Consider the following 12,424-nt stretch of genomic DNA (forward strand, 5'->3'; position numbering starts at 1 on the left):
TTGCTACGCCGATGGACATCGACCCCGAAGAACTCATCGAGAGCGCCCGTCAGGCGCATGACCTGCCCGATGCGCCGTCCCAGCCGCGGCAATCGCGGCTGAACGTGGCGGTGGCCGTGACGGTCGCGCTGCTGGCGACCTTCATGGGCATCTGCAAGGTCAAGGACGACAACATCAACCAGAACATGCAGCAGGCCCAGGCCGACAAGATCGACCACTGGGCCTTCTACCAGGCGCGCAACGCCCGCGAGGAAACCGCCAAGGCCACGCTGACGCAGCTCAAGCTCCAGGCCGTGGGCGCCCCCGCCTCCGCCGCCGAGGGCTACCAGCAGGCCATCGCGCATTACGAGGCGCTCGCCGCCGAGCAGGCCGCCAAGAAGGACGAGCTGCGCAAGCAGGCCGAGGCCGACCAGCAACGCTACGACGCGCTCAACTACCGCGACGACCAGTTCGACCTGTCCGATGCGCTGCTCGCCATCGCCATCGCGATGCTGGCCATCACCGCGCTGACGCAGATGTGGTGGCTCTACGCGGTCACCATGGTCCCGACCTTCTTCGGCGTGCTCATGGGCCTGGCCGGCCTGGGCAGCTGGTCGCTGCATCCCGACGCCATCGTCCAGCTGCTGTCCTGAGAACGCCAGGACGCTCCCAACCGCCCGACTCGCCCCCGCGCCACGCCCGGCGTGGTGCACGCGCGCGGGTCGGCGCTGATGGCGGCGTCACGGGCGGCGGGCACAATCGCGGCGCGCCCGTCGATGGCGGTCCTCAAAGGACGCCGGCGCCTCACCGAACACCCCAAGCCCCATGTCCAACGTTCCGATCGAGCGGCTGCTCCAGCCCAGCCTGTCCGCCAGCGAGCCGCCGGCCCGCGCTCCCTACTCCGCGACCGTCCTGTTCCTCTGCGCCGTCTTCGGCGGCGCGCTGTCGCTGATCCTGTGCTTCGGCGTCAACATCCATCGTCTGCGCCGCTGGCGTCTCGACGCGGCCTTTCTCGCGCTGCTGGTGGTGCTGCTGACCGTCGCAATCCTGGCGCCCTACACGCCGCAGGGCGCGCCGCTGCTGGCCTGGATCCGCGAGTTCCTGGGCGGCACGCGGACCTGGGGCACCCTGTGCATCCTGCTGGCCGCGCTCGCCGCCATGCAGCGGCATGCGCGTGAGCGCCGCGCCGCCGAGCTCATGGGCCTGCGCATCAAGAACGTCTTCCTGCACGGCCTGGGCTTCGTGGCCGTGGGTCAGGGCGTCACTTATCTCCTCATCACGGCGCTGAAGGGAATGCTCTGATGGATCCGATCGACCCGACCTCCACCGCCGACGCCGATGCCACCGGGCTGCGCCCCGCCGGCGCTGCGCCGCCCGACATCGATGCGCTGCTCGAGCGCGCCCATCTGCTGATCGAGCGCCGCCGCTGGCGCGAGGCCGAGGCCGTGTTGCGGCAAGGCCTGGCCATCGAGCCCGCTCACCCCGACCTGCTGACCGAGCTCGCGCGCACGCTGTACGCGCAGGATGAGAGCGGCGAGGCGCGACATCTGCTGAGCGATGTGCTGGCCAAGGAGCCCACGCATCTGCAGGCCCGCTATCTGATGTTCAACGTGCTGCTCGACCTGGGCGAGCAGACCGAGGCCGAGCCGGTGATCCTGGGCCTGATCCGGGACTATCCCGGCTCGCCCGACTTCCTGTCGGCCTATGCGCGGCTGATGCTGCGCGCGCTGCAGATCGACAAGGCGCGCGGTCTGGTCGCCGAGGCGTTGCGGCTGGCGCCGGACGACCACGGGACGCTGCGCACCGCCGCGCTGTGCGATCTGGTCGACGGCCGGCGCGGCGACACCGAGGCGATGCGCCGATTGCTCGCCGAGGATCCCGGCAGCCGGGAGACCCTGTCCCTGGTGATCAGCGCGCTGGTCGAGCGCGGCCGGCTGCGCGAGGCGCGTCGTCTGGCCAAGGAGTTGCTGCGGGCGCAGCCCGACGATCCGTATGCGCTGGCGCGGGTGCAATCGCTGTCCGGCGACACGCACTGGGCGCTGCTGCCGCTGTGGCCCTTGCAGCGCTGGGGCTGGACCGGTTCGATCGCGATCTGGCTGGGCGCCGTCGCCTTCGGCCGCTGGCTGGAGCGCGCCGCGCCGCAGTGGGCCGAGCCCTTCTGGATCTGCTGGCTGACCTACGCGATCTACAGCTGGGTCGCGCCGCCGGTGGTGCGCTGGTTGGCGCGGCGCTGAAACCCCTCTCTGAATTCTGGATTCATCGCGATGCAGGAACTTGAACAGGCGCTGCTGAAGGCGCCCTTCGACCACGGGCTGCGGGCTCGCTACGCCCGCGCGCTGTTGCAGGCGAGCCGGACCGAGGAAGCGCTCGTCCAGGCCGATCTGCTGGCGCAGCAACGGCCTGACGACGCGCAGACGCTGGTCCTCCAGGCCTTGTGCCGTGTGGAGGACGAGCCCACCGCCGCGCTGGATTTCTACATCCGCGCGCGCAGCGCCGCGAACTTCCAGCCCGAGCCGGCGCTGGAGGACCTCGCCGCCCACGCGCATCCGGCGCGCGGCGAGCTGCCGGCGGCTGAGACGCCGCGGTTGCAACTGGTCGGCGGCGGACAGAGCGCGCGGGTCGCGGCGATCCAGCAGGTGGCGGAGGAGAAGGTGCGCTTCTCCAGCATCGTCGGCATGGACGCGCTGAAGAAGACCATCCGGCTCAAGATCATCGAGCCCTTCCTCAAGCCGGGCCTGTTCCAGCGCTTCCGCATGGGCAGCGGCGGCGGCATCCTGCTCTACGGCCCGCCGGGCTGCGGCAAGACCATGCTGGCCCGCGCCGTCGCCAACGAATGCCAGGCCGAGTTCATCTCGGTCGGTGTGTCGGACGTGCTGACCATGTGGCAGGGCGAAAGCGAACGCAATCTGGCCTCGATGTTCGAGCGCGCGCGCAGCCAGACGCCGTGCGTGCTGTTCTTCGACGAGCTGGACGCGCTGGCCTACGCGCGCTCCAAGTCCTCGAGCGCGAGCACCCGGACCGTGGTCAACGAGTTCCTGACGCAGCTCGACGGTCTGGGCAAGAACAACCAGGGTGTGCTGGTGCTGGCGGCCACGAACATGCCCTGGGACGTGGACGACGCGATGAAGCGTCCGGGCCGCTTCTCGCGGCAGATCTTCGTGCCGCCGCCGGACACGCCGGCGCGCGAGGAGATGCTGCGCATCAAGCTCACCGGGGTGCCGGCGGAGTCGCTGGATCTGGCGGCCATCGCGGCGCGCTCGCCGCATTGCTCGGGCGCGGACATCGACGGGCTGATCGAGCTGGCCAAGGAGTCGGCGCTGCTGGACGGACTCGCGGGTGAGGAGCGCGGTTTGCGCATGGCCGACTTCGAGGCCGCGATGGCGACGCTGCAGCCGTCGACGCTGGAGTGGCTGCGCACGGTGCGCAACGTGGTGAAGTACGCCGGCGAGGACGCGACCTATCGCGATGTCGGCGTCTATCTGAAGCAGCACCGCATGCTGTGAACGGCAGCGCGGGCGCCCAGGGCGCCCTGGGCGCCCGCTGCCTCACGTCGGGAGACGTGAGGAAATCGGAGACGGGCCTCAGCGCAGCGACAGATCCAGCACGGTGCCGGCGAAGATCGCGAAGCCGACCCAGTGGTTCTCGCGGAAGGCCTTGAAGCAGCCCTCGCGGCTGCGGTCTTTGATCAGCGTGTAGTGCCAGACCACCTGCGCGGCCGCGACGGCCAGGCCGGCCAGGAACCAGTGGCCCATGCCCAGGCGCAGGCCCAACACGGTCCACATCGCCAGGAACACCACGTAGAAGGCCATCACGCCGATCACGTCGAAGCGGCCCAGGGTCAGCGCGGAGGTCTTGATGCCGATGCGGATGTCGTCATCGCGGTCGACCATGGCGTACTCGGTGTCATAGGCCAGGACCCAGAACAGGTTGGCCACCAGCAGGCCCCAGGCGGCCAGCGGCACCGAGGCGGCGATGGCTTGCACGCTCCACTCGCGGCCGCCCAGCGCGGCGGAGAAAGCCATCGGAATGCCGAAGGAGAAGGCCACGCCCAGCACGGCCTGCGGCATCGAGATCCAGCGCTTGGTGAAGGGGTAGAGGAGGGTCACGCCCAGCGCCGCGAAGGACAGCAGGATGGTGGGCGCGTTGGTCGTCAGCACCAGGCCGAAGGCGACGAGGGTCAGCACGGCGCCCAGTCCGAGCGCGTCCTTGACGGTGATGGCGCCGGAGGTCACGGGCCGGTGGGCGGTGCGTTTGACGTGCTTGTCGAACTCGCGATCGGCGACGTCGTTCACGGCGCAGCCGGCGCTGCGCATCAGGAAGGTGCCGAGGGTGAAGACCACCAGCAGATGCCAGCCCGGCCAGCCGTCGGCGGCCATCCACAGCGCGGCCAGCGTGGGCCACAGCAGCAGATAGGTCCCGGCCGGCCGGTCCCAACGGATCAGGTTCAGGTACAGCGACAGGCGCGACGGCGCGGCGGGAGATGGGGCGGCGGGGGTCATGCCGGGGATTGTCGCGCCGCGACGCGCGGACGCGATGCGCGGATCGCTCAGGGGAGCTTGCGGCGAAGCGGCGCAGTCGAGACGTCGTCGAGGTGCCGGAACGCAGAGGCGATCCGATCGATCTCGCCCGCCTCCACGCCGAAGGTCTCGAAGTACATGCGCCACTGCCGCACGACCCGCCATACCTCGTCGATGGCCGAGGCCGCATCGCGTTCCGACAGCGTGAACTCGGCGCACGCCCCGAGCGCGTTGTCGAGCGTGGCGGCACGACCTTCCGGTCCCACGCCCAGATGCAGCGTTCGCTCCATGGCGATGCCCGGGCGCGGCATGACGTCGTAGAGCGGGCTCAAGCGCCAGCCTTGCAGCCGGGGATCCAGCAGGAAGCCGTGATTGCGGAGGTGGTCGTCGTCGTTGCTCACCAGGATGTTGAAGACCATCCGCTTGAAGAGCTCCAGATTGTTCGCCCGGACCTGTGAAGGATGGCCGTGTCGCCGGATGGCGCCGGCGAGATCGCCGTAGGACTTCGTGCGCGACTCCGTCTCATCGCAGGCCAACCAGGTCAGGCCGCTGTTGAAAGCCAGTCGACGCTCTTGTCGGCCGCTACCGGGGCCGTGCGCCAGCAAGGTCGGATCCTCCTCGATGCTGGGAAGCGAAGCCCCGTCACACCAATAGCGATCGAACCGACGGATCAACATGACGCGGCGACCGCCGATCAACGCCGTGCGTACCGGCGGGATGGTCAGGCCTGCCTCTCCCGCGAGCCGAAGGGCGGCGCTTTCGATCGCGGGAATGTCCATGCGATCCTGCCGACTGCTGAACTTCGCGAGCCAGAGCACGCCGTCGGCATCGCGGATGGAGGCCTTCGGGCGGGCGCCGCCGAGGGCAGTGCCGTCCATGAAGATGGCCTCGAGGTGCGCAGGCACCGGGGCGCCTTCTTCAATGCGTTCAGCGGCCTCCATCAGGTGTTCCAGCGTGTGCCAGGAACTGACCCCCGCGCTCGGCTCTGCGTTCAGCGAGGCGCGTACGTCGAGCGCGCCGACCCGCTCGCTTCCCGCGTGCAGCAGGTACTGGGATTCGGGGAGGCTGTTGGCGGGGACGCGGAGCTTGGCTTCGATGACGCGGCGGCCCCACGCATCTGGCGCGGCATCGCGAATGCCACCGAAGAAAGAAAGCGCGTTGATGGGGCGCAGCCGCTGTCCGCGGATTCGCTCCCGGTCCCCCAGGCTGAGGCTGACGGGATCGATCTCGATCGCGTCAGGCCGCTTCAGATAGTTGAGACCGTAGGCGAGCGTGGACGCCACCAGTTCCTGACCCTGCTCCTCCAGCACGAGCTGCGAGCAGGGCGACCAGTCCGCGCCAATATGGGCGAAGACGGTGAGCTTGGCTTCCTTCACGGCCATCGAGCGTTCCTCAGAAGTTCAGCTCGTCGAGCTCGGCCTGGGTCAAGCCCCGGACACGCTGACGCTGCTCTTCCCGCTGTTGCTGCAACAGCGCTGGATCGCGCTCGGTCAGCAGTTCGGCCAAGGTCATGCCGGGTGCGATGGCGTCGAGATAGCGTAGAACTTGGCCGATGGCCAAGCCGGGGTCGCCGCGCTCGATCCGGTAAGCCGTGTTGCGCGAGAGACCGGCGCGAATCGCCGCTTCCGCCTGCTTGACCTGTCGGGCCACGCGCAGGCGTGCGATGAGCTCGCCCATCTGGACGGTCTCGGCGTGCAGGTGCCCAGGCAGGGCAGAGGACTGATCGACTTTCATGCTCGTGAAATCGAGCCTTAAGGGGATAAGGCTCGATATTACGAGCATCGACAGCTCATGGCTAGCCCGGTGTCGATAAAGGAATGCTCGTGAAATCGAGCCTTAAGAGCTTAATGCTCGATTTGACGAGCATTGTTTGGCTTCCTCAGACGCTCCCACAGCGCCCCTGCCTCCCCCACCAACCCGCGCCGGAACGCCAGCACGCAGACGATGAAGATCAGCCCGGTGACCAGGCTGACCGATTCGCCCAGGCCGGTGAACCACTGCACCCCGGTGACGCCCGCCAGCCATTGGCCCAGGTCGCCGATCTTGTTCTCCAGGGCGATGATCACCAGCGCCCCGACGATCGGTCCGACCATGGTCCCCATGCCGCCCACCAGCGTCATCAGGATCACCAGCCCGGACGTGGTCCACACCGCGTCCGTCAGCGTCGCGAAGCCCAGCACCAGCGTCTTGGTCGCGCCCGCCATCCCGGCCAAGCCGGCCGACAGCACGAAGGCCAGCAGCTTGAAGCGGGCCGCGTCATAGCCCAGCGAGGTCGCGCGGGCCTCGTTCTCGCGGATCGAGGTCAGCACCTGCCCGAACGGCGAATGCACCGTCCGGTAGATCAGCCAGAAGCCCAGCACGAAGATCGCCAGCACCAGGTAGAACAGCGTGGTGTCGTTCTCCAGGTTGATGCCGAAAAGCGTGCCGCGCGGCACCGACTGCAGGCCGTCCTCGCCGCCGGTGAAGGGCGCCTGCAGGAAGTAGAAGAACAGCATCTGCGCCAACGCCAGCGTGATCATCGCGAAGTAGATGCCCGAGCGCCGGATCGCCAGCAGCCCGAACACCAGCCCCGCCAGCGCCGCCATCACCGTGCCGAAGGCGATGCCCAGCAGCGGCGGGAAGCCCCACACCTTCAGCGCATGACCGGCCGCGTAGGCCGCGGTGCCCAGGAAGGCCGCATGACCGAAGCTCAGCAGCCCGGTGAAACCGATCAGCAGGTTGAAGGCGCAGGCGAACAGCGCGTAGCACATGACCTTCATCGCGAAGATCGGATACACGCCCAGCCACGGCAGCAGCGCCACGGCGATGAAGAGGGCGGCGTAGCCCAGCGGTTTCTTGTTCATTTCTCTTTGCCGAACAGGCCGGCCGGACGCACCAGCAGCACCAGCGCCATGATGACGAACACGACGGTGTTGGAGGCCTCCGGATAGAAGACCTTGGTCAGGCCCTCGATCACGCCCAGCCCCAGCCCGGTCAGGATCGAGCCCAGGATCGAGCCCATGCCCCCGATCACCACCACCGCGAAGACGACGATGATCAGGTTGGACCCCATCAGCGAATTGACTTGAAGAATCGGCGCCGCCAGGACCCCGGCGAAGCCCGCCAGCGCCACGCCGCCGGCGTAGGTCAGCGTCACCAGCCGCGGCACGTTCACGCCGAAGGCCTGCACCAGCTTCGGGTTCTCTGTGCCCGCGCGCAGCGTCGCGCCCAGCGAGGTCTTCTCGATCAGCACCCACACCGCCAGGCACACCACCAGCGAGGCCACCACCACCCAGGCCCGGTAGTTGGGCAGGATCATGAAGCCCAGATTGGTCGCGCCCGACAGCGCCTCCGGCACTTGATACGGCTGGCCGCCCACGCCGAAGAAGGACCGGAACACGCCCTCGACCACCAGCGTCAGGCCGAAGGTCAGCAGCAGCCCGTAGAGATGGTCCAGCTTGTAGAGCCACTGCAGCAGCAGCCGCTCGATGACCAGCCCGAAGACGCCCACGATCAGCGGCGCGATCAGCAGCATCGCCCAGTAGTTGACGCCCAGGTACTCCAGCCCCATCCACGCGAGGAAGGCGCCCATCATGTACAGCGCGCCGTGCGCGAAGTTGATGATGTTCAGCATGCCGAAGATCACCGCCAGCCCCAGCGACAGCATCGCGTAGAACGAGCCGTTCACCAGGCCCAGCAAGAGCTGGCCCAGCAAGGCGGGCAAGGGAACTCCAAAGACCTCAGACATAAAGAGCGCTCTTCCTGCGTTTCAGTCCCGCCCCCCGCCGACGCGATGTCGACGGACGGGGCGATGCCATCACTCGTGCTTCACTTCTTGACCAGCGGGCACTTGGAGTCGGCCAGCTTGGTGAAGGCGTCCTCGCCCGGGATGCGGGTCACGACCTTGAAGTAGTCCCAGGGCTCGGTCGACTCCTTCTGCGACTTGACCTGCAGCAGGAACATGTCGTGCACCGCGCGGCCGTCTTCCTTGCGGATCGTGGCCTTGGTATAGAAGTCGTTGACCGGGGTGGCCTTCATCTGGGCCATGACCTTCTCGCCGTCGTCGCTCTTGATGGCCTCGACGGCCTTCAGGTAATGCGTCACCGCCGAGTAGTCCGCCGCCTGCAGCGAGGAGGGCATGCGCTTCATCTTCTCGAAGAAGCGCCGGCTCCACGTCCGGGCCTCGGGGCTCTGGTTCCAGTACCAGCTGTCGGTCAGGTACATGCCTTCCGTGGTCTTCAGGCCCAGCGAGTGCACGTCGTTGATGAACATCAGCAGACCGGCCAGCTTCATGGTCTTGGTGATGCCGAACTCGTTGGCCGCCTTGACCGCGTTGATGGTGTCGCCGCCCGCGTTGGCCAGGCCCAGGATCTGCGCCTTGGAGCTCTGCGCCTGCAGCAGGAAGGAGGAGAAGTCGCTCGCGTTCAGCGGATGCTTGACCGCGCCCAGCACCTGGCCGCCGCTCTTGGTCACCACGGCCGAGGTGTCGGCCTGCAGCGAGGTGCCGAAGGCGTAGTCCGCGGTCAGGAAGTACCAGGTCTTGCCGCCGGCCTTGGTCACCGCCGCGCCCGTGCCGTTGGCCAGGGCCACCGTGTCGTAGGCGTAATGGATGGTGAAGGGCGAGCACTCCTCGTTGGTCAGGCGCGAGGTGCCGGCGCCGATCGAGATGAAGGGCTTCTTCTTCTCCGCCGCGACCTTGGCCATGGCCAGGCTGGTGCCGGAGTTGGTGCCGCCGATCAGCAGGTCCAGGCCTTGCGTGTCGAACCACTCGCGCGCCTTGGAGGCGGCCACGTCGGCCTTGTTCTGGTGGTCGGCGAAGACCAGCTCGATCTTCTTGCCGGCCACCTGGCCCTTGAGGTCGGCGATGGCCATCCGGATGGCCTCCACGCCGCCGGCACCGTCGATGTCCGCGTAGACGCTGGACATGTCGGTGATGATCCCCACCTTCACCACGTCGCCGGAAATCTGCGCCTGCGCGGCGTGGCTGCCGCAGGCCAGCACCGAGGCCAGGGCGAGGGTCTTGAGGGTCGTCTTCATCGCTTGTCTCCTTGTTGATCGGCCTCGACGGGCCTGGCGGGGTTCAGACTCGAAAACTCAAGATCAAAGATTCATACGCTGAGCAGCTCGTCGAGCAGCGCGCGCTTGCTCTCGAGCTGCGCGGCCGGGAAGGACTCGACCACCTGGCCGTGTTCCATCACGACGAAGTGGTCCGCCAGCGGCGCGGCGAAGCGGAAGTTCTGTTCCACCATCACGATGGTGAAGCCCTGCGCCTTGAGCGCCGTGATCATGCGGGCCAGCGCCTGCACGATGACCGGCGCCAGGCCTTCGGAGATCTCGTCCAGCAACAGGATGTCCGCGCCGGTGCGCAGGATGCGGGCCACCGCCAGCATCTGCTGCTCGCCGCCCGACAGCCGCGTGCCCGGGCTGTGCCGGCGCTCGGACAGGTTCGGGAACATGGCGTAGATCTCCTGCTCCGACATGACCTTGCCGCGGCCGCCCTTGAGCGGCGGCGGCAGACGCAGGTTCTCCTCGGTGCTGAGCGAGGCGAAGATGCCGCGCTCCTCCGGGCAATAGCCCAGCCCGAGCCGCGCGATGCGGTGCGTGGGCAGCTTGACCGACTCCTGGCCGTGGACCTTGATCGAGCCGCTGCGGCGGTCGGTCAGGCCCATGATGGCGCGCAGCGTGGTCGTGCGGCCGGCGCCATTGCGGCCCAGCAGCGTCAAGACCTGACCCTGCGGGACGGCCAGGTCGATGCCGTGCAGGATGTGGCTCTCTCCATACCAGGCCTGCAGGCCCTTGATCTCCAGCGCATAGCTCATCTCAATGCGCTCCTTGCAGCACGGCCGCCTCGGAGCCCATGTAGGCCTCGAGCACCTTGGGATGCTTGGACACGGCGGCGTAGTCGCCCTCGGCCAGCACGGCGCCGCGCGCCAGCACGGTGATGCGGTCGGCGATGCTGCTGATGACCTTCATGTTGTGCTCGACCATCAGCACCGTGCGGCCCTGCGCGACGCGCTTGATCAGCGCGGTGACGCGGTCCACGTCCTCATGGCCCATGCCCTGCGTGGGCTCGTCCAGCAGCATCAGCTCGGGCTCCATGGCCATGGTGGTGGCGATCTCCAGCGCGCGCTTGCGGCCATAGGGGAGGTCCGCCGCGCGGGCCGAGGCCATGTCGCGCAGGTCGACCAGCTCCAGCAACTCCAGCGCGCGGTTGTCCAGCTTGCGCAGCGCGGACAGGCCGGTCCAGAAGTGGTAACTCGTGCCGGTGAAGCGCTGCAGGCCGATGCGCACGTTCTCCAGCACCGTCAGATGCGGGAACACCGCCGAGATCTGGAACGAGCGGATCACGCCGCGTCGCGCGATCTGGGCGGGCTTCTCGCCGGTGATGTCGACGCCGTTGAAGAGGATCTGACCGCGGGTGGGGGTCAGGAACTTCGTCAGCAGGTTGAAGCAGGTGGTCTTGCCGGCGCCATTGGGGCCGATCAGGGCGTGGATGTGACCGCGCTGGACCTGCAGGTCCACGGAGTCCACGGCGGTGAAGCCCTTGAACTCCTTGGTCAGTTTGCGTGTCTCCAGGATGAGGTTGCTCATCGGCGCAATGCGGGCGCCGTTGTCGGAGCCTCGATAAGTGGAGCCAGGAATTTAGGGCTCCGGCAGGGGCCCACGACAGCGTAAAACCCTTTACGCAGCATTGCGCAAGGGCTAACCCTCGGATCGGAATCTCCTGTGGGAGAAGGGTGCTTCTCCCATGTGCGCAGCACACGAGGAGGTCACCTCGATATGCTGCGCGCCAGCCCTGACGAGACGCTGCCGATCCGCCCGCGCGGAGCGCGCCGCGTGACCGATTCAGCGACGACCCGACGACGACACCACCCAACTCCCAGAGAGGTTCCGCATGACACGATCCCTTCTTCGTTCCCCCCGATTCGCCGCGCTGGGACTGGCGCTCGCGCTGGCCGCCGCGGGCGTGCAGGCGGCCGCGCCGCAGGTGAAGACGCAGGCGCCCGGCTACTACCGGCTGATGCTGGGTGACTTCGAGATCACCGCGCTGAGCGACGGCACGATCGATCTGCCCGTCGACAAGTTGATGGACAAGGCCAAGCCCGGCACCGTAGTGAAGGCGCTCCAGAAGAACTATCTGAAGCCGCCGGTCGAGACCTCGATCAACGGCTACCTGATCAACACCGGCACCAAGCTGGTGCTGATCGACACAGGCGCCAACGGCGCCTTCGGTCCGACGACGGGCAAGCTGCTGGCCAACCTGAAGGCCGCGGGCTATCAGCCCGAGCAGGTGGACGAGGTCTACATCACCCACCTGCATCCGGACCACGCGATGGGCCTGGTGCAGGACGGAAAGGCGGTGTTCCCGAACGCCGTGGTGCGTCTGGATCAGCATGACGCGGACTTCTGGCTGAACGCGGACAACGCGGCCAAGGATCCAGCGCACAAGGACTTCTTCGGCGCGGCGGCAACGGCGCTCAAGCCCTACCAGGACGCGGGCAAGCTCAAGCCCTTCAGCGGCGAGACCGAGCTGATCCCCGGCATCCGTACGCATGCGGCCTACGGCCACACGCCGGGCCACACGGTGTACATGGTGGAGAGCCAGGGCCAGAAGCTGGCGGTGTGGGGCGACCTGATGCACGTGGCGTCGGTGCAGTTCCCGGACCCGTCGGTGACGATCAGCTTCGATACGGACTCGAAGCAGGCGATGCCGCAGCGCCAGAAGGCCTATGCGGACGCGGCGAAGAACGGCTACTGGGTCGCGATCGCCCACGTGTCCTTCCCGGGCCTGGGCCATGTCGCCGCGGACGGCAAGGGCTACCGTTGGGTGCCGGCGAACTACAGCATCAAGCCGTAAGAGAAGCAGTATGGCCGCGCCTGGAGGGGCAAGTACAGTACGCGCTTCCTCGTAGCGCGGCGTGGCATGCGCCGAGTTTCCGATCCGGTTG

13 protein-coding genes are annotated in these 12,424 nt (G+C 67.7%); 5 read left to right on the forward strand and 8 right to left on the reverse strand.

The window, feature by feature from the left end; genetic code table 11:
• Positions 1–11 precede the first annotated feature (11 nt).
• The 4 genes from ABDW59_RS09570 to ABDW59_RS09585 all read left to right on the forward strand — a co-directional run bounded on the left by ABDW59_RS09570 (position 12) and on the right by ABDW59_RS09585 (position 3,482).
• Positions 12–632, forward strand: coding sequence for a DUF4337 domain-containing protein (locus ABDW59_RS09570; RefSeq protein WP_343629468.1), 621 nt, complete (start codon positions 12–14; stop codon positions 630–632).
• A gap of 172 nt (positions 633–804) precedes the next feature.
• Positions 805–1,281 carry a hypothetical protein gene (locus ABDW59_RS09575; protein ID WP_343629470.1) on the forward strand — a complete coding sequence of 159 codons (477 nt, stop codon included), beginning with the start codon at positions 805–807 and terminating at the stop codon, positions 1,279–1,281.
• A complete protein-coding gene (locus ABDW59_RS09580; protein WP_343629471.1) occupies positions 1,281–2,213 on the forward strand; it encodes a tetratricopeptide repeat protein in 933 nt (310 codons plus the stop codon). The genes ABDW59_RS09575 and ABDW59_RS09580 overlap by 1 nt, the downstream gene beginning before the upstream one ends.
• Positions 2,214–2,243: 30 nt before the next feature.
• Entirely contained in the window at positions 2,244–3,482 is a 1,239-nt protein-coding gene (locus ABDW59_RS09585; protein WP_343629472.1) for an AAA family ATPase, read from the forward strand.
• 78 nt (positions 3,483–3,560) lie between these two features.
• On the opposite strand, the gene ubiA is transcribed toward ABDW59_RS09585, so the two are convergent.
• From ubiA to ABDW59_RS09625, 8 genes are all read right to left on the reverse strand, one after another.
• Positions 3,561–4,478, reverse strand: coding sequence for a 4-hydroxybenzoate octaprenyltransferase (ubiA, locus tag ABDW59_RS09590; protein WP_343629473.1), 918 nt, complete (start codon positions 4,476–4,478; stop codon positions 3,561–3,563).
• 47 nt (positions 4,479–4,525) lie between these two features.
• Entirely contained in the window at positions 4,526–5,878 is a 1,353-nt protein-coding gene (locus ABDW59_RS09595; RefSeq protein ID WP_343629474.1) for a HipA domain-containing protein, read from the reverse strand.
• Between the two features lie 10 nt (positions 5,879–5,888).
• A complete protein-coding gene (locus ABDW59_RS09600; protein ID WP_343629476.1) occupies positions 5,889–6,230 on the reverse strand; it encodes a helix-turn-helix transcriptional regulator in 342 nt (113 codons plus the stop codon).
• Positions 6,231–6,340: 110 nt separating this feature from the next.
• Positions 6,341–7,339: a branched-chain amino acid ABC transporter permease gene (locus ABDW59_RS09605; RefSeq protein ID WP_343629477.1), complete on the reverse strand. Its 999-nt coding sequence runs from the start codon at positions 7,337–7,339 to the stop codon at positions 6,341–6,343.
• Positions 7,336–8,223 carry a branched-chain amino acid ABC transporter permease gene (locus tag ABDW59_RS09610; RefSeq protein ID WP_343629479.1) on the reverse strand — a complete coding sequence of 296 codons (888 nt, stop codon included), beginning with the start codon at positions 8,221–8,223 and terminating at the stop codon, positions 7,336–7,338. The genes ABDW59_RS09605 and ABDW59_RS09610 overlap by 4 nt, the downstream gene beginning before the upstream one ends.
• A gap of 80 nt (positions 8,224–8,303) precedes the next feature.
• Positions 8,304–9,512 carry an ABC transporter substrate-binding protein gene (locus ABDW59_RS09615; protein WP_343629481.1) on the reverse strand — a complete coding sequence of 403 codons (1,209 nt, stop codon included), beginning with the start codon at positions 9,510–9,512 and terminating at the stop codon, positions 8,304–8,306.
• Positions 9,513–9,583: 71 nt separating this feature from the next.
• The gene (locus ABDW59_RS09620) at positions 9,584–10,294 is read right to left on the reverse strand and encodes an ABC transporter ATP-binding protein (protein WP_343629482.1); all 711 of its coding nucleotides are present in this window, start codon (positions 10,292–10,294) and stop codon (positions 9,584–9,586) included.
• Between the two features lies 1 nt (position 10,295).
• Positions 10,296–11,066: an ABC transporter ATP-binding protein gene (locus ABDW59_RS09625; protein ID WP_343629483.1), complete on the reverse strand. Its 771-nt coding sequence runs from the start codon at positions 11,064–11,066 to the stop codon at positions 10,296–10,298.
• Positions 11,067–11,370: 304 nt separating this feature from the next.
• On the opposite strand from ABDW59_RS09625, the gene ABDW59_RS09630 reads away from it, so the two are divergent.
• The gene (locus ABDW59_RS09630) at positions 11,371–12,333 is read left to right on the forward strand and encodes an MBL fold metallo-hydrolase (protein ID WP_343629484.1); all 963 of its coding nucleotides are present in this window, start codon (positions 11,371–11,373) and stop codon (positions 12,331–12,333) included.
• The last annotated feature ends 91 nt before the right edge of the window (positions 12,334–12,424 follow it).

The organism is Roseateles sp. (assembly GCF_039595295.1).
Taxonomy (GTDB): domain Bacteria; phylum Pseudomonadota; class Gammaproteobacteria; order Burkholderiales; family Burkholderiaceae_C; genus Roseateles.